Here is an 18,968-nt window from a genome sequence, read left to right on the forward strand (position 1 = left end):
TCGTCAGCGTTCACCTGACCTGTTCAGGAAGGCCCTCATGAGCGATCTGCACCGCCCCGTGCATCCCGTCCGCCTGGTCACCGCCTCGGCTCTGTTCGACGGGCACGACGCGTCGATCAACATCATGCGGCGCATTTTCCAGTCCCAGGGCGCCGAAGTGATCCACCTGGGACACAACCGGTCGGTACGCGAGGTCGTGGACGCGGCGTTGGAGGAAGACGCCCACGGCGTGGCGGTCTCGTCGTATCAGGGCGGGCACGTGGAGTACTTCGAGTACCTGGTGGAGTCGCTGCGTCGGCAGGGGGCGGAGCACGTCCGCGTGGTGGGCGGCGGTGGCGGCGTGATCGTCCCCGAGGAGATCGCCCGGCTGCGCAACAGCGGAGTGACCATCTTCTCGCCCGAGGACGGCCAGCGAATGGGCCTCGCCGGAATGGTCAACACGGTCGTGAAGGACTGCGACTTCGACCTCTGGGACGACAAGCCGGCCGCCACGGCCGCGGTCCTGGCCGGCGACCGGTTCGCGATCGCCCGGGCCATCACGGGTGCGGAACTCGGCAAGCTGCCCACGGATCTCCTGGGCCAGTTGCGGGAAGCCGCGGCGGCCCGGGCGACGCCGGTGCTTGGCATCACCGGCACCGGCGGCTCCGGAAAGTCGTCGCTGACCGACGAACTGGTGCGCCGCTTCCGCATGGACCAGCAGGACAAGCTGCGCATCGCGGTGATCGCGGTCGACCCGACCCGCCGCCGCGGTGGCGGTGCCCTGCTCGGTGACCGGATCCGCATGAACTCCCTCGACGGCAACCGGGTGTTCTTCCGAAGCCTGGCCACCCGCGGCAGTCGTGAGCTGCCCGAGCACCTGTCCGACGTGATCGACGTGGTCAAGGCCGCCGGATTCGACCTGGTGATCGTGGAGACGCCGGGCATCGGCCAGGGCGACGCGGCGATCGTGCCGTTCGTCGACACGTCCCTGTACGTGATGACGCCGGAGTTCGGCGCCGCATCGCAGCTGGAGAAGATCGACATGCTCGACTTCGCCGACGTCGTGGCCATCAACAAGTTCGAGCGGCGCGGTGCCAAGGACGCGCTGCGCGACGTGGGCCGCCAACTGGTCCGCAACCGCGAGGCGTTCGGCATGAAGCCCGAGGACATGCCGGTGTACGGCACCTCGGCGGCGACGTTCAACGACGACGGGGTCACCGCGCTCCACCAGCACCTCAAGATCGCTCTGGCCGAGAACGGACTCCCGCTGTCGGACGGCATACTGGCGCCGGTCGACGTACGCCACTCCTCCGGCATCCGGCAGGTGGTCCCCGCCGACCGGGTGCGCTACCTCGCCGAGATCACCGACACGATCCGCACGTACCACACGGAGACCGGGCGGCTGGCCGAGGCGGCCCGCCGGGTACAGCGCCTTGAGCTGGTCAGGGGCGAGCTCGTGCAGGCCGGCTCCGAATCCGGGAACGTGGAGTCGCTGCTCGAGGACGCCCGCAACAAGCTCCCGCACGAGGTCACGGAGCAGATAGAGACCTGGCCCGCCGTCATCGACTCCTACTCCGGCGACGAGCAGGTCGTGAAGGTCCGGGACAAGGAGATCCGCACCAAGCTGACCCGCGAGTCCCTCTCCGGCAACAAGATCCCCCGCGTCGCCCTGCCCCGCTTCACCGACCACGGGGAACTCGTGAGCTTCTGGCGCCGGGAGAACCTGCCCGGCCACTTCCCTTTCACCGCAGGGGTGTTCCCCTTCAAGCGCGACGGTGAGGACCCGGCCCGCATGTTCGCCGGGGAGGGCGACCCGTTCCGTACCAACCGGCGCTTCAAGCTGCTCTCCGAGGGCCAGCCGGCCACCCGGCTGTCCACCGCCTTCGACTCCGTCACCCTCTACGGCCGCGACCCCGACGAACGCCCCGACATCTACGGCAAGGTCGGCACCTCCGGAGTCTCGGTCGCCACCCTGGAGGACATGAAGGCGCTCTACGACGGCTTCGACCTCGTCGCGCCCACGACCTCGGTCTCCATGACGATCAACGGACCCGCGCCGGCCATCCTGGCCTTCTTCCTCAACACCGCCGTCGATCAGCAGATCGACAAGTTCCGGGCCTCCGAGTGCCGCGCCCCCTCGCCCGAGGAGACGGCCGACCTGCGTGCCCACGCCCTCGCCAACGTGCGCGGCACCGTGCAGGCCGACATCCTCAAGGAGGACCAGGGCCAGAACACCTGCCTGTTCTCCACCGAGTTCAGCCTGCGGATGATGGCCGACATCCAGGAGTGGTTCATCGAGAACCAGGTCCGCAACTTCTACTCGGTCTCGATCTCCGGCTACCACATCGCCGAAGCCGGCGCCAACCCCATCAGCCAGCTCGCCTTCACCCTGGCCAACGGCTTCACCTACGTCGAGGCCTACCTCGCCCGAGGCATGCACATCGACGACTTCGCCCCCAACCTGTCGTTCTTCTTCTCCAACGGCATGGACCCCGAGTACTCCGTCCTCGGCCGGGTGGCCCGCCGCATCTGGGCGGTCGCGATGAAGGAGAAGTACGGCGCAGGCGAACGCAGCCAGAAGCTGAAGTACCACGTCCAGACCTCCGGCCGCTCCCTGCACGCCCAGGAGATGGACTTCAACGACATCCGTACGACGCTGCAGGCACTCATCGCCATCTACGACAACTGCAACAGCCTGCACACCAACGCCTACGACGAAGCGGTCACCACCCCCACCGAGGACTCCGTACGCCGGGCCCTGGCCATCCAGCTGATCATCAACCGGGAATGGGGCCTGGCCATGAACGAGAACCCCCTGCAGGGATCGTTCGTCATCGACGAACTCACCGACCTGGTCGAAGAAGCGGTCCTGCTGGAGTTCGAGCGGATCAGCGAGCGCGGCGGCGTCCTCGGCGCCATGGAGACCGGCTACCAACGAGGCCGTATCCAGGACGAGTCGATGCTCTACGAACAGCGCAAGCACGACGGCACCCAGCCCATCATCGGCGTCAACACCTTCCGCAGCCCTCAGGCGGACACCGCCGAACCGGGCGTCGTCGAGCTGGCACGCGCCACCGAGGAGGAGAAGGTGTCCCAGCTGGAGCGCGTGCGTGCGTATCAGGCCCAGCACCGCGACGAGGCCCACGCCCTCCTGGCCGCCCTCAAAGACGTGGCGGTCAGCGAGGACAACGTCTTCGCCATCCTCATGGACGCCGCCCGGGTCTGCTCACTGCAGCAGATCACCGACGCCTTCTTCGAGGTCGGCGGCCAGTACCGCCGCAACGTATGACCCAAGGATTGGACAACTAATGGACCCCGTTACCCGTCTTGGCGTCGTCGGCTGCGGCCTCATGGGCTCCGGAATCGCCGAAGTCGCCGCCCGCGGCGGCCTCGACGTCCGCGTCGCAGAGGCCACCCCCGACGCGCTCGAGGCCGGCCGCCGGCGGCTCACCGCCTCCCTCGACCGAGGCGTACGGCGCGGCAAGCTCAGCGAGGAGCAGCGCGACGAGTGCCTCGCGCGGCTGTCCTTCACCTACGACCTCGGCGACCTGGCCGACCGTCAGTTCGTCATCGAGGCCGTCGCCGAGAACCGCGACATCAAGACCGGCGTCCTCCAGAGCCTCGACAAGGTCCTCGAAGACCCGGCGGCGATACTGGCCACCAACACCTCATCCTTTCCCGTCATCGACCTGGCCGTTGCCACCGAGCGGCCCGCCCAGGTCATCGGCATGCACTTCTTCAACCCCGTGCCCGTGCAGCAACTGGTCGAGGTCATCCCCGCCCTGACCACCAGCCAGGACACCGTGCAACGCACCCGCGACCTCGCCGCCCAGCTCGGCAAGCAGGCCATCCAGGCACCCGACCGTTCCGGCTTCGTCGTCAACGCCCTGCTCGTGCCCTACCTGCTCAGCGCGGTACGCATGGTGGAGTCCGGCGCCGCCCGCCCCGACGACATCGACCAGGGTATGGAACTCGGCTGCGCCCACCCCATGGGCCCCCTGCACCTGCTCGACCTCATCGGCCTCGACACCGCCCAGGCCGTCGCCGAGTCCATGTACGAGGAATTCAAGGAACCGCTGTACGCGCCGCCTGCGCTGCTGCGCCGCATGGTCGCCGCGGGCCACCTCGGCCGCAAGAGCGGCCGAGGCTTCTTCACCTATACCGGATGAAGGAGTTGGACCCATGGGCCGGCCGTACAGGCCCCGCCCAAACGCGTAGGCGTTGACCGGGCAGCGACAGTGACAGCGACAGCGGCGGGGGCGGGCCCGGCTTGGCCCGCCCCCACCATGCGGGGCTGGGGGGTGTTGCCCCGCGTTGGTGGCGCCGGCCAGGCGGCGATCTTCTGCTTCAGCTGCGCGACCCCGTCGTTGATCTTCCGCTCGGTCTCGGTGCGCTTGCGGTCGCGCTTCCTCGTCGAAGGCGGGCCCGCACACGCCACCCACGCGGCGGTCGCCGAGCGGGCCGGGGTGGGGCGAGCCACCGCTACCGGCACTGGCATGACCTGCCGAGCCTCCTCCTCGACACCCTGGCCACCACGGCCCACCACCCGCTGCTCGACGTCGACGACGGCCCGCTCCGCGACCAACTGCTGACCCATCTGGAACGGCAGGCGGCCTGGCTCAACCAGCCGGTCTCCGCGTCCGTCATCGCCACGGTCATCGAACGGGCGGAACGGGACGAGGCCGTGCGGCGTCTGCGGGAAGAGATGTTCGGGCAGGCGGACGAACGCCTGGCCGCGGTGCTGGCCGACGCCGTCGCGCGCGATGAACTGCGCGCCGGTGTCGAGGAGCGCGCCCGGGACCTCATGGCCCGCATCCTCGGACCGCTGCTGTTCCAGCGGTTCATGCTCGGCACGGGCTCGACAAGGACACGGCGGCCGCGGCGGTCGATGCCGCGCTCGCGCCCTGGCAGCCCGAGGGGTGACAGGTGATCAACGTCGGAGGGCCGCGGCAGATGCACAGGGTCTGGCCATTGCGCGGACGAGTGCCCTCGTGTGAGCAGCGTGCGAGCCGCGCTGGTCTTCAGGCCCGAAAACAGCTTGTGCGGGCCGAGGCTCAGCTCGACCCGCACAAGTTGGGGATACGGTCAGTGTCCGAGGGGGGACTTGAACCCCCACGCCCGATAAAGGGCACTAGCACCTCAAGCTAGCGCGTCTGCCATTCCGCCACCCGGACAAGGTGTAGGTCGTGCGGGGATGGCCCCGCGGCGACAGAGGAAACATTACCAGGCTTCCGAAGGCTCCCGATCACAGGCCCGCGGGGTGTGAACCCCGTGTGACAGGCCGGTCCCGGCCTTGGGGCGGGGCGGGTCGGGGAGGGAGGATGAGGGGGAGAGGCAGCAGTGACCGTGGGAGGCAGCAGCGTGAGTGAGTCGGATACGGCCAGGAGCATCACCGGTGAGGACGAGGTCGTCGACCTCTGCCGCGAGCTGATCCAGATCGACACCAGCAATTACGGCGACCACTCGGGCCCGGGTGAGCGCAGGGCCGCCGAGTACGTCGCCGAGAAGCTCGCCGAGGTGGGGCTCGAACCGCAGATCTTCGAGTCGCACAAGGGCCGCGCCTCCACGGTCGTCCGGATCGAGGGAGAGGACCGATCGCGGCCCGGGCTGCTCATCCACGGCCACACCGACGTCGTACCCGCCAACGCCTCGGACTGGACCCACCACCCATTCTCCGGCGAGATCGCGGACGGCTGTGTGTGGGGCCGGGGCGCCGTCGACATGAAGGACATGGACGCGATGACCCTCGCGGTCGTACGCGACCGGCTGCGCAGCGGACGCAAGCCGCCCCGTGACCTCGTGCTGGCCTTCCTGGCGGACGAGGAGGCCGGCGGCAAGTTCGGCGCGAAGCACCTCGTCGCCAAGCACCCGGACCTCTTCGAGGGCGTGACCGAGGGGATCGGCGAGGTCGGCGGATTCTCCTTCACCGTCAACGAGAAGCTGCGGCTGTATCTCGTCGAGACCGCTCAGAAGGGCATGCACTGGATGAAGCTGACCGTGGACGGCACCGCCGGACACGGTTCGATGATCCACCGGGACAACGCCATCACCGAACTCTCCGAAGCCGTCGGGCGGCTCGGCCGGCACAAGTTCCCGGTGCGCGTGACGAAGACACTGCGGCACTTCCTCGACGAGCTGGGCGACGCCCTCGGCACCGAGCTCGACCCGGAGAACATGGACGAGACGCTCGCCAAGCTCGGCGGCATCGCCAAGCTCATCGGCGCCTCGCTGCAGAACACCGCCAACCCGACCCAGCTGGGCGCCGGTTACAAGGTCAACGTGATCCCGGGCCAGGCGACCGCGCACGTCGACGGCCGCTATCTGCCGGGCTACGAGGAGGAGTTCCTCGCCGACCTGGACCGGATCCTCGGCCCGCGGGTGAAGCGGGAGGACGTGCACGCCGACAAGGCGCTGGAGACCACCTTCGACGGGGCCATCGTCGACGCCATGCAGACCGCGCTGTCCGCCGAGGACCCGATCGCGCGCGCGGTGCCGTACATGCTCTCGGCGGGCACGGACGCCAAGTCCTTCGACGACCTCGGCATCCGCTGCTTCGGTTTCGCCCCGCTGAAGCTGCCGCCGGAATTGGACTTCGCGGGCATGTTCCACGGTGTCGACGAGCGGGTGCCGGTCGATGCGCTGAAGTTCGGCGTGCGGGTACTGGACCGCTTCATCGAGGCGTCCTGATCGAGGCGTCCTGAACGAGGCGTGTCCTTCGGTACGTCCCGAATTAACACGCTGAAACGAAGCTCCAATAATCGCCAGCGCGTGCGGAGTTGACTGAGAAGGGTGAATGCGCTCATAGGCTCGTAGCCCTATTACTCCCTCCTCGTTACAGGTGATGCGATCCGTGACCAGGGTCGCATTGCCAACTAGGAGGAATAATGATCAAGAAGGTCGTCGCTGCTGCGGCTGCCACTGGTGGCCTCGTTCTCGCTGGTGCGGGAGTTGCGGCTGCCGACTCGGGTGCCCAGGGTGCTGCCGTGCACTCGCCCGGCGTGCTTTCGGGGAACGTCGTTCAGGCGCCGGTCCACGTGCAGTCGAACGTGTGCGGCAACACGGTCTCCGTGATCGGGCTGCTGAACCCGGCCTTCGGCAACACCTGCATCAACGCGTGACGTTGCGCTTCACCCCATAGGGGTCTGAACCCCATAAGGGTCTGAGTCCGCGGCCCCGGAGTGCGCGCCACGCACTCCGGGGCCGTCGACTTTCCGCATTCCGCGTACGTGCACTGGGCGCGTGCGCATTCCTGAAGCAACAAGGCAGGGGAAAGCTATGCGACAGGTCACCCGCAAGGGCCTGATGACCGTGGCGGCAGCCACCGGCGTCCTGGCCGTCACCGGCGGCTACGCACACGCCGACTCGGCGGCGGACGGCTCCGCCTCCGACTCCTCGGGCGTGCTCTCGGGGAACTCGGTGCAGGCCCCGATCGACGTGCAGGCGAACGTCTGCGGCAACACCGTGAACGTGGTCGGGCTGCTCAACCCGGCGGTCGGCAACAGCTGCGCCAACGAGGGCGGCGGTTCCGGCAACTTCTCCGGCGGAAACTCCTCCGGCGGCGGCTCGCAGGCCGACGGACACACCAGCGACTCATCCGGCATCGGGTCCGGCAACCATGTGCAGGTCCCGGTGGACGTACCGGTCAACGTCTGCGGCAACGGTGTCAACGTCGGCGGTATCGGCAACGAAGCCGCGGGCAACGACTGCGCCAACACCGGGGGCGATCACGAGACGTCGCCTCCCGGCCACGGGGAGCAGACGCCTCCGGGCAACCCCGGCGACCAGGAGCAGCCGGGCACGCCGCAGCAGCCGCCGTCCGCGGACGAGGAGCAGGCGGGCGCCTCGAAGCCGAACAACCCGGACACCCAGGCCGTCGCGCAGCCCAAGGGCTCCGCGCAGCTCGCGGCGACCGGCAGCGACCTGCCGATCGGCCTCGCGCTGCCGGTGGGCGCGGGCGCGCTGCTGATGGGCGCCGTGCTCTACCGCAAGGCTCGGGCCGCGGCGTAATCACGGCACGGAAGGTACCGACCACCTGCTGAAACGGAGCGGGCCCCGCGACCGCGGGGCCCGCTCCGTTTCAGCCACTCAGTGTCACCACGTGGCACGCACCTGGCGGATGATCCGCCGGCGCAACCGCACCCTGCGGCTGCCGTCGGGGTGCAGGCTGAGGCGGTCCAACTCCCAGTGTCCGTACTCCGCATGGTCCGTCAGTAGACGCGTCGTTTCCTTGCGGGAGACCCCGCGCGGCACGTACACGTCGACAAATTCGTATTCCGGCATCGCATCTATTGTGCGTGCAGAGGCCCGGTACGGATAGCGTCTGCACTATGTCTGATGCTGCGCAGCCCACCGCTGCCGAGGTACGCGCCGCCGCCGAGGCGATCAAGGCTGCGCTCGACCGCCACCTTGCGGCGGTCGAGCGCAGGTCGGGGGAGGACGACCCGGCCGTCTACGAGGCGTTCAACGAGCTGGCTTCGGCCGCCGAGGAGTACGACGAGCTCCTCTACGACCTCTATGACGAGGTCACGCCCTTCGAGATCCCCGGTACGGAAGACACCCTGCCGCCGTACACCGGGCCCGAGGAGCCGAACGCGCTGAGCGTGCTGATCCGTCGCGACTACGCCGTCGTGGAGCCGCAGCGGCTGCTGGCGCAGGCCCAGCGGGTGGAGGCCGTGGAGGAGTCGGGGGCGGCGGCCGCGGGCTTCGACGCGGCGGCCGGCACCGTGCACGGTGCGCTGGGCGTGCTGTTCGGCGAGTTCGAGCCGGACGAAATCGCCTCCCGGCACAAGGAGTTCGGCCTGGAGGAGGGTGACTCCACGCTGTGGGTCACCGCCGCGGACGAACCGGCCGAGCCCGGCGAATGGCTGGACGCCCCGTTCGAGGGCGCCGATCCCCAGCGGATCGTCTGCCGCTTCGACGTCAGCGCGGTCTTCGACGAGGAGCCCGAAGACGATCTGGACGACCTCGACGACAGCAGCGCGAACGGCCGCGGTCCGGCTCACGGTGCAGGGCTGGACGACGACGACCTGGAGCCGCTGGACGCGGATCGCTGAGCAGGTTCGCGGGGGGTGCGCACGGATGGCGGCCACAGGCTGTTGGGCCTGTGACCGCCACAGGTGTTTGGTGGCTGAGGTGCGGGTCGGGACGGCATACCCCCGGCACGGCTCGGCCGCTCGGGCTGAGTTCCGGCGTGGTGGTCGGCCGGCTCCCTGACTTTCTCGTCCATCACCGGCACGGACGGCCAGCGGCCGTTGCGCTGCAGGTGAACTCTGTCGGCACCCGTCGACCCCGCACCTTCGGCGCGCCGAGCGCGACGCGACCCACGCCGGTCCCGGCGCCCGTGGGCGCCCGGCCGTCGGCCATTTCGTCGCCCGGCCGGCCCGGGGCGGTGGGCCCCGGCCGGTATCGCGTGCGGTGTCGGCGGGCACTGCGAGCGCCGCGGCCACCAGCCGTGAGGGATCAGCCTGCCATCGGGACCTGCGCCTTGAGCAGGGTGGGCAGCCGGGTCGTGCGGGGCTTGGCCGGGATGTCCGCCACCGCGTGGGGCAGGGCCTGTTCGACGCCGTGGACCACGGAGAGGTGGCGTTCGGCGCGACCGAAGGCCGTGTAGATCCAGGGTCTGGTCAGGGTCTGGGCCGCGTCGCCGGGCAGGACCACGATCACGGCGGGCCAGCGCCGGCCGACCGCTTGGTGGCCGGTGAGCGCCCAGCCGTGGCGTACGGCCTGCTCGACCCGCTCCTTCGGTACGACCACGGGGGCGCCCGCGCACTCCAGGTGCAGGCCCTCGGCGTCGGCCTTCACCACGTGACCCGACACCGTACGACCCGGAACGGGCGTGTAGGCGATCCGGTCGCCGGGGTCGAAGCCGCCGAAGCGGCCCGGGCCCGGGTTGAGCCGCTCCTTCAGCGCGGTGTTCAGCACCCGGCTGCCTGCCGCGCCGCCATGGCCCGGCGTGATCACCTGAGTCTGCTCCGCCGGGATCCCGATCGCCCGTGGCACCGAGTCCGCGACCAACTGCACGGTGCGGTGCACCGCCTCGCCGGCGTCGCGCACCGGGACGATCACCACCTCCTTGCCGGGGGCCTCCACCTGGTTCAGCTCGCCCACGCCGATGCCCGAGACCAGCTCACCGATCGGGCCGGGGTCCGGCGTCCGCGAGGCGACCTGCGGGCACACCCGCGCCGCGAGCAGATCGGCGAAGACCCGCCCGGGCCCCACCGACCACAGGACGCCGGGGTCACCGCTCAGCACAAGCCGTGCCCCGTCGGGCAGCGACTCGGCCAGCATCGCCGCGCTCTCCACGTCCAGCTGGGGCGCGTCGAGTACGACCAGCAGATCGGTCCGCAGCAGGCCGTCCGAGTCCCGGCCCGGTCCCTCGGCCCCGGACAGCAGACCCGCGACCGTGGCCACGGTTTCCTGGGGCTCGGCTGCCGGCTCCCGCTGCTCGGCTCGCGCGAGCAGTGCCGCGAACCGCTGCCGTCCGTCCACGCTGTGCGTGGCCGCGCACACCCGCAGACCCATCGCCCTGGCAGCGGCGACCAGGGCCGCGGGTTCCGCACGCGACGCCTCGCCGCCGGTGTGGAGCACGAGGCCGTGGCCCGCGACGGCACGGATCAGTTCGGCGGCGGAGCCGGTGGCGGCCGACTCCCAGTCGCCGGCCGAACCGTCCTCCTTGGGCGGCGAGTTGACCACGCGCGCGAGTCCGTCGGCGAGGCTCTCCTCGGCGAGCGCGTACCGCTCCAGGCCGATGAGGACGCGTACCGGCCGCCCCTGCTCACCTTCCTCGGCGTCGTCACCGGACTGCCCGGACGCCGCCGGCGCGCCGGGTTCGTCCAGCGCATCCTGGAACACCAGCGCGTCACCCTCGGCGACGGCGCTCTGCACGGCTGCGTCCGGATCCGGCACGGCGCGCTGCGCGAGGGCAGTGCTGAGGGTCGGGGATTCCAGGGCGGTGTGCCCGACGAGGGCGGCCTGTTCCAGGAGCCATACGGTGACCGCTCGGCCCCGTCGCTCGTCTCCGGGCCCGCACTCCGCGCCCAGCAGCGCCCGGGCGAACCCGTCCGCCTGCTCCGGCCGCACCCCCGCCACACGCAGCAACTGCCAGGGATCCTCGCGCAGTTGTCCGTCCGCTCCCTCCCCGAGGGCCGCGGCGACCTGCTGCGCGAGCGCTTCGGGTGCGCCGCCTTCGAGGAGTACGGCCCGTACGGCGTCGACGGCCTCGGTCGGCACCGGTGCGGCGGCGGACGAGGTCATGGGCTGCGGCCGTCGAACCGGCTCGGGCGCGACCCTGCGCGGCGCCGGCTCGGCCTCGCTGAAGACGCTGCCCCCGGGCTTCTCGCCGCTCTCCACCGCACGCACGGCCGCGAGCAGATCGGCTGCCGCCCCGCTCAGCTTCGTCCCGCTCTCGACGGCCCCCTTCTTCTCGGCCTTCCGCCGCTCGATCCGCTCCCGCAACTCCCGCTGAGCGGCCAACTCGGCCTCGGCTTCGGACAGATCACCGTCCGCGGCGCCTCCCCCCGCGGCGCCTGAGGCCCTCTCCTCCGAGCCCTCACTGAGGGCCGCGGCAGCATGGCTGCCGGCCGCCGCGCCGCTTTCAGCAACCCGGCCGTCGGCCCCGGCACCGCCCTCACCGGCCGCACGTTCGGCGGCTGCACTGCCATCGGCGTCCCCGCGCTCGGCCGTGGCGTCGCCCTCACCGGCGGCGCTGTCCGGGACAGCGCTGCCGCGAACGACCCCACGATCCGCCGTCGCGCCGCCCCCGTCGGCCGGGCTTTCAGCGGCAGCGCGGCCCTCAGCGTCTCCGCGCTCGGCCGCGGCTCCGCCTTCACCGGCCGAGCTTTCCAGGGCAGCACTGCCCTCGACGTCGCCTCGATCGTCCCCGGCACTGGCCGGATCGACGGCGCCCGCCGCCCCCTTGCCCGAGGCACCCTTCTCCGCCCCAGGCCCCACAACCTCGGGTCCGGGTCCCTCAACCTCGGGCGCCCCCGCCCCCGCCCCCGCCCCAGCGCCGGACCCGGCCCCCAGGCCGACGTCCGGCGCCCCCGGCTCGGCTTCCTCCGCGGGAGCGGATTGCGCGGCAGCGGGATCCGTGGTCACAGCGTGCTCCAGTCGTGATCGGGATAACGGTGCACGGGCGCCGACACATCGTCGAGCGCTCGGCAGATCTCGTCAGGAAGACTAAGGGCCTCCACTGACAACGCGGCCGTGAGCTGCAGTGCGTTGCGCGCGCCGATGATGGGGGCGGCGACGCCGGGCCGGTCGCGGACCCACGCGAGGGCCACCTGGAGCGGTGTCACCGCGAGCCCGTCCGCGGCGGTCGTCACCGCATCGACGATGCTGCTGGCCGCTTCGTCCAGATACGGCGCGACGAACGGTGCCAGATGCTCCGACGCCCCCCGGGAGTCCGCGGGCGTGCCGCTGCGGTACTTGCCCGTCAGCACGCCCCGGCCCAGGGGTGAAGATGGGAGCAGCCCGATGCCCAGGTCCATGGCCGCGGGCAGCACCTCGCGTTCGACGCCGCGCTGCAGCAGGGAGTACTCCATCTGCGTACTGGACAGCCGGGTCCGTATCCCGGGCGCCGCGAGCTGCCAGGTCGCCGCCTTGGCGAGCTGCCAGCCACAGAAGTTGGATACCCCGGCATACCGTGCGCGACCGCTGCTGACCGCGAGGTCGAGGGCCTGGAGGGTCTCCTCCAGCGGCGTCTCCGGGTCGAAGGCGTGGACCTGCCAAAGATCCACATAGTCCGTGCCGAGCCGTGCCAGCGAGGCGTCGAGCGCGGAGAGCAGATGCCCGCGTGAACCGTCGAAGCGCCGGTCCGGGTCCGGCACGCTCCCCGCCTTCGTCGAGATCACCAGGTCCCGGCGCGGCACCAGCCCCTCCATGAGCTGCCCGAGCAGATACTCGGCCTCCCCGTCGCCGTACACATCCGCCGTGTCGACGAGGGTGCCGCCCGCCTCCCAGAACGCCTTCAACAGGTCCGCGGCGTCGTGCTCGTCGGTGTCCCGGCCCCAGGTGAGGGTGCCGAGTCCGATCCTGGACACACGCAGGCCGGTACGGCCGAGATGCCTCTGCTCCATGTCGGCTGAGATTACTGGCCCGAAGTCAGTGCGGGGGGACCCTGTGGACAACCAGGATCACCCGAGCCCGAAGCCGTCCCTGAACCCGTCCCCGAACCCGTCCTCATCCGTCCTCCCTGCCGTCGGGCCCGAGGGCGCGCTAGGGTGCCGCCCAAGGGACGTTACTGATCAGTAAGGGGATCGGCCATGCAGCTCGGGATCAACCTCGGCTACTGGGGCGCCGGAATGGACGCAGACAATCTCGCCGTGGCCAAGGAGGCCGACCGCCTGGGCTACGCGGTCTGCTGGGCCGCCGAGGCATACGGCTCGGACGCGGCCACCGTGCTCACCTGGGTCGCCGCCAAGACCGAGCGCATCGACGTCGGCTCGGCCATCTTCCAGATCCCGGCCCGTCAGCCCGCGATGACCGCGATGACCGCCGCCACCCTCGACTCGCTCTCCGGCGGCCGCTTCCGCCTCGGCCTCGGCGTCTCCGGACCGCAGGTCTCCGAGGGCTGGTACGGCGTCAAGTTCGACAAGCCGCTCGCCCGCACCCGCGAGTACGTCGAGATCATCCGCAAGGCGATGACCCGCGAGCGTCTGTCGTACGAGGGCGAGCACTGGACGCTGCCGCTGCCGGACGGCCCCGGCAAGCCCATCAAGCTGACCGTGCACCCGCAGCGCGAGCACATCCCGCTCTACATCGCGGCGATCGGCCCCAAGAACCTGGAGCAGACCGGCGAGATCGCCGACGGCGCCCTGCTGATCTTTCCCTCCGCCGAGCACCTGGAGGAGACCGCGCTGCGGCATCTGCGCGCGGGCCGCGAGAAGGCCGGCCTGACGATGGACGGCTTCGACGTCTGCCCGACGCTGCCGATCGCCCTCGGTGACGACAAGGACGTGGCCACGCTCGCCGACACCTTCCGCCCGTACACCGCGCTGTACGTCGGCGGCATGGGCAGCCGCAAGCAGAACTTCTACAACCAGCTCGCCCAGCGCATGGGCTACGAGAAGGAAGCCGCCGAGATCCAGGACAAGTACCTGTCCGGCGACAAGCAGGGCGCCGCCTCCGCCGTTCCGCACGACCTGATCGACAAGACGACCCTGCTGGGCTCGGTCGACAGGATCGCGGACCGGATGAAGTCCTACGCCGAAGCCGGAGTCACCACCCTGACCCTCGCTCCCGCGGGCTTCACGCTCGACGAGCGCCTCGCCTCGCTCCGCGCCGGCACGGAGGCCCTCGAACGCGCCGGACTGTGACACCGGATCGATCGCGGTAGGTTCCCGCGGCCGTGGTGGGGGCTCGGGGGTCGACCCCGCCACGGCCGTCACGGGGAACAACGCGCCGACGGTGCCCGTGGTTACGCGTCGCTAAGGCCCTGGGCGTCCATCGTTCGGCGGATTTGTCCGACACAGGTGTTGCCGCGCCCCTGACAGCGCATTTGACTCGTTCTTTGCGGAGTTCTGCATGGAAGGGGCAGTGATGCTTTCGGCCAAGAGTCTGTTCCAGGAGATCGTCGACAACGACGAGTCGTTCCAGCTCTTCTGTTCCATCGCCGCCAGCGGGGAGTCACAGGGCGGCTGGGAGAACGCGCGCATCGCGGCACTCGTACCGGAGAGCGAGCGCGCGCTCGCACCCAAGATCACCCGCCACGGCGCCGACGAGGACAAGCACGGGCGCATCTTCAACGCCCTCATGAAGAAGCGCGGACTCGAACCCGTCGAGGTCCCGCCCGCCACCGACTACACCATGCTCCTGGAGAACAACGGCATCGGCCTCGCCCACGAGAAGCTCAAAGGCGACCAGGCGCTCACCGTCCAGGACATCGTCACCTACCTCGCGCACAGCAGGGTCACCGAACAGCGCGCCTCCGAGGAGATGGAGCTCCTGCGCAAACACTTCGCCGACCACCCCGGCATCGGTCGGGCGGTCAAGATGATCTCCATCGACGAGGACAACCACCTGGCGTACTGCCACGAGGAACTGCTTCGCCTCGCGGCGGCGGGCCACGGCCGGATGATCCAGCGCACCCTGCGCGAGTGCGCGCTCGTCGAGATCCGCATCTACCGGGACGTCAGCCTCGCCGTGATGGCCAACATGGGGCGCATCCTCGGCTGGTCGAAGGCCAAGTCCGGCGTACTCGCCGCGGGTATCCACGCCGTCTACCTGTACGAGCGGCTCGGCGGCTGGCGCCGCATGGTCTCCCTGAAGATGCCCGAGCGCCGCGACGCCCTGGGCGGGCCGGCATCGGCGGCACCCGAGTTCGCGTAACGGCGTGAGACACGCGCTCGTGCACAACGCGAGTACAGGGCACGCGCGCGTGGAGCCCGACAAGTGAACCCGCGGTACTCCGGGACCGCCTCCCGAACCGGGGCACATCCCGGAGGCGGCTTACGCTGGGCCGCATGCCCACGTTGATCCTTGTCCGGCACGGACGTTCCACCGCCAACACCGAGGGACTGCTCGCCGGGTGGACGCCCGGCGTCTCCCTCGACGAGCGCGGCGCCGAACAGGCCGCCGAGCTGCCCGGGCGGCTCGCCGGGCTGCCGATATCCGAGGTCGTCACCAGCCCCTTGGAGCGCTGCCAGCAGACCCTGCGCCCCCTGCTCGACGCCCGGCCCGAACTGCGCGCGCACACCGACGAACGCATCGGGGAGTGCCACTACGGCGACTGGTCGGGGCGCAAGCTCGCCGAGCTGATGGACGAGCCGCTGATGGAGGTCGTACAGACGCATCCGTCCGCCGCGGCGTTCCCCGGCGGCGAGTCCATGCGGGCGATGCAGACCCGGGCCGCCGAAGCCGTACGCGAGTGGAACGCGCGCGTGGAGCGCGATCACGGCTCCGACGCCGTCTATCTCATGTGCTCCCACGGCGACATCATCAAGTCCCTCGTCGCGGACGCACTGGGGCTTCATCTGGATCTCTTCCAGCGGATTTCCGTAGAACCGTGTTCCATCACCGCGATCCGCTACACACGGCTGCGGCCGTTTCTCGTACGCCTCGGGGACACCGGCGATTTCGCCTCCCTCGCACCGCATGAGGAGCCCCCGGGCGGTGACGCCACGGTCGGTGGCAGTGCGGGCGCACCGTGATCGTCGGCCGCAGTAGGGTGAAGCGGTCGAAGCAGCGCAGCAGTTGCAGGCAGCACACGCAGTCGATGGCAGAAGCACTCGATCCAATGGAGACAGGACGTGTCCCGTCAGGTGTTCCTCTACGACCCACCGGACCGTTTCGTAACCGGTACGGTCGGGCTGCCCGGGCGCCGTACCTTCTTCCTGCAGGCCGTCGCCGGGCCCCGGGTGACCAGCGTGGCTCTGGAGAAGACGCAGGTGGCGGCGCTCGCCGAGCGGATGGACGAGCTTCTCGACGAGGTCGTACGACGTACGGGAGGCAGTGCGGCCGTCCCGGCGGTGGCCCCGACGGAGGTCTCCGACACCGCCCCTCTGGAGACTCCCGTGGAGGAGGAGTTCCGGGTCGGCACCATGGCGCTGGCCTGGGACGGTGACGAACAGCGCATGATCGTCGAGGCGCAGGCCCTCGTCGAGCTGGACGCCGATTCCGAGGAGGACCTCGCCGCCGCCGAGGAGAGGCTCCTGCAGGATGAGGAGAACGGCCCGCCGATGCTCCGGGTCCGCCTCACCGGCGCACAGGCCAGGGCCTTCGCCAAGCGCGCCCTCGACGTCGTCAACGCGGGACGGCCGCCCTGCCCGCTGTGCAGTCTCCCGCTCGATCCGGAAGGACACGTATGTCCGCGCCAGAACGGATACCGCCGCGAGGCGTGAGCACGGCCGAGTTGCTCGCCGAGGGCGAGCTGACGGTGCGCGGCCAGGTGCGTGAAGCCTCCAACGCGGTCCTCCTGTGCGATGTGACGTACGAGGACCGCACCGAGTCCTGCGTCTTCAAGCCGGTCGCCGGTGAGCGTCCGCTGTGGGACTTCCCCGACGGGACCCTCGCCCAGCGGGAGGTCGCCGCGTACGAGGTGTCCGAGGCGACCGGCTGGGGGCTCGTCCCCGCCACCGTGCTGCGCGACGGGCCGTACGGCGAGGGCATGTGCCAGCAGTGGATCGAGCCGGTGCCCGGTGCCGAGCTGCTCGCGCTGGTCGACGGCGAGGAGCCCGGCGAGGGCTGGAAGGCCATCGGGTTCGCCGAGGTCGGTCAGGGGCGTACGGCGCTACTCGTGCACGCCGACGACGAGCGGCTGCGCAGACTCGCCGTGCTCGACGCCGTGATCAACAACGCCGACCGCAAGGGCGGGCATCTGCTGCCCACCGCCGAGGGGCGGCTGTACGGCATCGACCACGGGGTGACCTTCAACACCGAGAACAAGCTGCGCACGCTGCTGTGGGGCTGGGCGGGGGAGAAGCTCACCCCTGAGGCCGTCGACGTTCTCGGGGGACTCAAGGACGCCCTCGAGGGGACGCTGGGCCTGCGGCTGGCCGAGCTCATCACTCCGGCCGAACTGGACGCCACGCGCGCGCGTGTCACCGATCTGCTCACCACGGGACGGCACCCGGAGCCCTCGGGGGAGTGGCCCGCGATCCCGTGGCCGCCCGTGTAGTACGGCCGGCACGGCGACGCACACGGCAGCCGCGTGCGCAAGAGGGCCTTCACGGCCACCGGGCCCGATGCGGTTCGTATACGGATGATGCGTCCGGTTAGGCTCAAGACATGTATGCCTGGCCCGCTTCTGAGGTCCCCGCCCTGCCTGGACAGGGCCGCGACCTCCGGATCCACGACACCCCGACCGGGGGCCTGATCGCCCTCGATCCCGGACCCGTCGCCCGTATCTACGTCTGCGGCATCACTCCGTACGACGCGACCCACCTCGGTCACGCGGCGACCTACAACGCGTTCGACCTCGTTCAGCGCGTGTGGCTCGACACCAAGCGGCAGGTTCACTACGTCCAGAACGTGACGGACATCGACGATCCGCTTCTCGAACGCGCCGCCCGGGACGACGTCGACTGGGCGGCGCTCGCCGAGAAGGAGACCGCCCTCTTCCGCGAGGACATGACCGCCCTGCGGATGCTGCCCCCGAAGCAGTACATCGGCGCCGTCGAGGCGATACCCGGGATCGTCCCGCTCGTCGAGCGGCTGCGCGACGCCGGAGCCGCGTACGAACTCGAGGGCGACGTCTACTTCTCCGTGGAGGCGGACCCGCACTTCGGGAAGGTGTCCGGGCTGGACGCCGCCGCGATGCGGCTGCTGTCCGCCGAGCGCGGCGGTGACCCGGAGCGGGCGGGCAAGAAGAACCCGCTCGACCCGATGCTGTGGATGGCCGCCCGGGAGGGCGAGCCCAGCTGGGACGGCGCCTCGCTCGGCCGGGGCCGGCCCGGCTGGCACATCGAGTGCGTCGCGATCGCCCTCGACCACCTGGGCATGGGCTTCGACGTTCAGGGCGGCGGCTCCGATCTCGCCTTCCCGCACCACGAGATGGGCGCCTCGCACGCACAGGCGCTTACCGGTGAGTTCCCGTTCGCGCAGGCGTATGTGCACGCCGGCATGGTCGCGCTCGACGGCGAGAAGATGTCGAAGTCCAAGGGCAACCTGGTCTTCGTGTCGAAGCTGCGGCGCGACGGAGTCGACCCGGCGGCCATCCGGCTCGCCCTGCTCTCGCACCACTACCGGGCCGACTGGGAGTGGACCGACCAGGTACTCCAGGACGCCCTCGCGCGTCTGGAGCGCTGGCGGGCCGCCGTGTCCCGGCCCGACGGACCGCCCGCCGACGCGCTCGTCGAGGAGATCCGCGAGGCCCTCGCGAACGACCTGGACGCGCCCGCCGCGCTCGCCGCCGTCGACCGCTGGGCGGCCCTCCAGCAGGAACAGGGCGGCAGCGACGAGGGCGCCCCCGGTGTCGTATCGCGTGCCGTGGACGCGCTCCTCGGGGTGGCCTTGTAAGGCTGCCGAGCAGGTTCAGAAGCAACCGAGGGCGG

At 70.5% G+C, this 18,968-nt stretch carries 17 protein-coding genes and 1 tRNA gene; 14 read left to right on the forward strand and 4 right to left on the reverse strand.

Annotated features, from left to right (window positions below; genetic code table 11):
- The first annotated feature begins 37 nt into the window (after positions 1-37).
- The 3 genes from icmF to ABD357_RS26415 all read left to right on the forward strand — a co-directional run bounded on the left by icmF (position 38) and on the right by ABD357_RS26415 (position 4,909).
- Positions 38-3,268 carry a fused isobutyryl-CoA mutase/GTPase IcmF gene (icmF, locus tag ABD357_RS26405; RefSeq protein ID WP_344393443.1) on the forward strand — a complete coding sequence of 1,077 codons (3,231 nt, stop codon included), beginning with the start codon at positions 38-40 and terminating at the stop codon, positions 3,266-3,268.
- Positions 3,269-3,287: 19 nt separating this feature from the next.
- Positions 3,288-4,148, forward strand: a complete 861-nt coding sequence (locus ABD357_RS26410) for a 3-hydroxybutyryl-CoA dehydrogenase (RefSeq protein ID WP_344393444.1) — start codon at positions 3,288-3,290, stop codon at positions 4,146-4,148.
- A gap of 101 nt (positions 4,149-4,249) precedes the next feature.
- The gene (locus ABD357_RS26415; protein WP_344393445.1) at positions 4,250-4,909 is read left to right on the forward strand and encodes a TetR/AcrR family transcriptional regulator C-terminal ligand-binding domain-containing protein; all 660 of its coding nucleotides are present in this window, start codon (positions 4,250-4,252) and stop codon (positions 4,907-4,909) included.
- 159 nt (positions 4,910-5,068) lie between these two features.
- On the opposite strand, the gene ABD357_RS26420 is transcribed toward ABD357_RS26415, so the two are convergent.
- Positions 5,069-5,153, reverse strand: a tRNA-Leu gene (locus tag ABD357_RS26420).
- A gap of 187 nt (positions 5,154-5,340) precedes the next feature.
- Here ABD357_RS26420 and ABD357_RS26425 point away from each other — a divergent pair.
- The 3 genes from ABD357_RS26425 (at position 5,341) to ABD357_RS26435 (ending at position 7,986) form a co-directional block, all read left to right on the forward strand.
- The gene (locus tag ABD357_RS26425; RefSeq protein ID WP_344393447.1) at positions 5,341-6,666 is read left to right on the forward strand and encodes a M20/M25/M40 family metallo-hydrolase; all 1,326 of its coding nucleotides are present in this window, start codon (positions 5,341-5,343) and stop codon (positions 6,664-6,666) included.
- A gap of 197 nt (positions 6,667-6,863) precedes the next feature.
- Entirely contained in the window at positions 6,864-7,097 is a 234-nt protein-coding gene (gene chpH, locus ABD357_RS26430) for a chaplin ChpH (protein ID WP_344393448.1), read from the forward strand.
- Positions 7,098-7,254: 157 nt separating this feature from the next.
- Complete coding sequence (locus tag ABD357_RS26435) at positions 7,255-7,986, forward strand: chaplin (RefSeq protein WP_344393450.1); 732 nt, start codon at positions 7,255-7,257, stop codon at positions 7,984-7,986.
- 84 nt (positions 7,987-8,070) lie between these two features.
- Here ABD357_RS26435 and ABD357_RS26440 read toward each other — a convergent pair whose 3' ends face one another.
- Positions 8,071-8,259 carry a DUF5703 family protein gene (locus tag ABD357_RS26440; RefSeq protein WP_033323315.1) on the reverse strand — a complete coding sequence of 63 codons (189 nt, stop codon included), beginning with the start codon at positions 8,257-8,259 and terminating at the stop codon, positions 8,071-8,073.
- A 47-nt stretch (positions 8,260-8,306) separates the two neighbouring features.
- Here ABD357_RS26440 and ABD357_RS26445 point away from each other — a divergent pair, with 47 nt between their 5' ends.
- Positions 8,307-9,032, forward strand: coding sequence for a hypothetical protein (locus ABD357_RS26445; protein ID WP_344393452.1), 726 nt, complete (start codon positions 8,307-8,309; stop codon positions 9,030-9,032).
- Positions 9,033-9,438: 406 nt separating this feature from the next.
- On the opposite strand, the gene ABD357_RS26450 is transcribed toward ABD357_RS26445, so the two are convergent.
- Positions 9,439-11,451, reverse strand: coding sequence for a helix-hairpin-helix domain-containing protein (locus ABD357_RS26450; RefSeq protein ID WP_344393454.1), 2,013 nt, complete (start codon positions 11,449-11,451; stop codon positions 9,439-9,441).
- A 96-nt stretch (positions 11,452-11,547) separates the two neighbouring features.
- Between ABD357_RS26450 and ABD357_RS26455 the strand changes: the two genes are divergently transcribed.
- The gene (locus tag ABD357_RS26455) at positions 11,548-12,093 is read left to right on the forward strand and encodes a hypothetical protein (protein ID WP_344393455.1); all 546 of its coding nucleotides are present in this window, start codon (positions 11,548-11,550) and stop codon (positions 12,091-12,093) included.
- Here the strand turns inward: ABD357_RS26455 and ABD357_RS26460 are convergent.
- Complete coding sequence (locus ABD357_RS26460) at positions 12,072-13,055, reverse strand: aldo/keto reductase (RefSeq protein WP_344393456.1); 984 nt, start codon at positions 13,053-13,055, stop codon at positions 12,072-12,074. The two genes, ABD357_RS26455 and ABD357_RS26460, sit on opposite strands and share 22 nt — an antisense overlap.
- Before the next feature lie 186 nt (positions 13,056-13,241).
- On the opposite strand from ABD357_RS26460, the gene ABD357_RS26465 reads away from it, so the two are divergent.
- From ABD357_RS26465 to mshC, 6 genes are all read left to right on the forward strand, one after another.
- Positions 13,242-14,294 carry an LLM class F420-dependent oxidoreductase gene (locus ABD357_RS26465; protein WP_344393458.1) on the forward strand — a complete coding sequence of 351 codons (1,053 nt, stop codon included), beginning with the start codon at positions 13,242-13,244 and terminating at the stop codon, positions 14,292-14,294.
- Positions 14,295-14,517: 223 nt separating this feature from the next.
- On the forward strand, positions 14,518-15,306 hold the full coding sequence (locus tag ABD357_RS26470) for a ferritin-like domain-containing protein (protein WP_344393459.1): 789 nt from the start codon (positions 14,518-14,520) through the stop codon (positions 15,304-15,306).
- 134 nt (positions 15,307-15,440) lie between these two features.
- Positions 15,441-16,127, forward strand: a complete 687-nt coding sequence (locus ABD357_RS26475; RefSeq protein WP_344393460.1) for a histidine phosphatase family protein — start codon at positions 15,441-15,443, stop codon at positions 16,125-16,127.
- A gap of 99 nt (positions 16,128-16,226) precedes the next feature.
- A complete protein-coding gene (locus ABD357_RS26480) occupies positions 16,227-16,817 on the forward strand; it encodes a DUF3090 domain-containing protein (protein WP_344393462.1) in 591 nt (196 codons plus the stop codon).
- On the forward strand, positions 16,781-17,593 hold the full coding sequence (locus ABD357_RS26485) for an SCO1664 family protein (RefSeq protein WP_344393463.1): 813 nt from the start codon (positions 16,781-16,783) through the stop codon (positions 17,591-17,593). Before ABD357_RS26480 ends, ABD357_RS26485 begins: the two co-directional genes overlap by 37 nt.
- A gap of 110 nt (positions 17,594-17,703) precedes the next feature.
- The gene (gene mshC / locus ABD357_RS26490) at positions 17,704-18,933 is read left to right on the forward strand and encodes a cysteine--1-D-myo-inosityl 2-amino-2-deoxy-alpha-D-glucopyranoside ligase (protein WP_344393464.1); all 1,230 of its coding nucleotides are present in this window, start codon (positions 17,704-17,706) and stop codon (positions 18,931-18,933) included.
- Positions 18,934-18,968 lie beyond the last annotated feature (35 nt).

The organism is Streptomyces vastus (assembly GCF_039532825.1).
In the GTDB taxonomy this organism is placed as follows: Bacteria; Actinomycetota; Actinomycetes; order Streptomycetales; family Streptomycetaceae; genus Streptomyces; species Streptomyces vastus.

Coding starts and splice junctions, on each gene's coding strand:
- ABD357_RS26445 (WP_344393452.1), top strand. CDS start 8,307: ATGTCTGATGCTGCGCAGCCCACCGCTGCCGAGGTACGCGCCGCCGCC.
- ABD357_RS26435 (WP_344393450.1), top strand. CDS start 7,255: ATGCGACAGGTCACCCGCAAGGGCCTGATGACCGTGGCGGCAGCCACC.
- mshC (WP_344393464.1), top strand. CDS start 17,704: ATGTATGCCTGGCCCGCTTCTGAGGTCCCCGCCCTGCCTGGACAGGGC.
- ABD357_RS26455 (WP_344393455.1), top strand. CDS start 11,548: ATGGCTGCCGGCCGCCGCGCCGCTTTCAGCAACCCGGCCGTCGGCCCC.
- chpH (WP_344393448.1), top strand. CDS start 6,864: ATGATCAAGAAGGTCGTCGCTGCTGCGGCTGCCACTGGTGGCCTCGTT.
- ABD357_RS26440 (WP_033323315.1), bottom strand. CDS start 8,259: ATGCCGGAATACGAATTTGTCGACGTGTACGTGCCGCGCGGGGTCTCC.
- icmF (WP_344393443.1), top strand. CDS start 38: ATGAGCGATCTGCACCGCCCCGTGCATCCCGTCCGCCTGGTCACCGCC.
- ABD357_RS26460 (WP_344393456.1), bottom strand. CDS start 13,055: ATGGAGCAGAGGCATCTCGGCCGTACCGGCCTGCGTGTGTCCAGGATC.
- ABD357_RS26465 (WP_344393458.1), top strand. CDS start 13,242: ATGCAGCTCGGGATCAACCTCGGCTACTGGGGCGCCGGAATGGACGCA.
- ABD357_RS26410 (WP_344393444.1), top strand. CDS start 3,288: ATGGACCCCGTTACCCGTCTTGGCGTCGTCGGCTGCGGCCTCATGGGC.
- ABD357_RS26485 (WP_344393463.1), top strand. CDS start 16,781: ATGTCCGCGCCAGAACGGATACCGCCGCGAGGCGTGAGCACGGCCGAG.
- ABD357_RS26470 (WP_344393459.1), top strand. CDS start 14,518: ATGCTTTCGGCCAAGAGTCTGTTCCAGGAGATCGTCGACAACGACGAG.
- ABD357_RS26475 (WP_344393460.1), top strand. CDS start 15,441: ATGCCCACGTTGATCCTTGTCCGGCACGGACGTTCCACCGCCAACACC.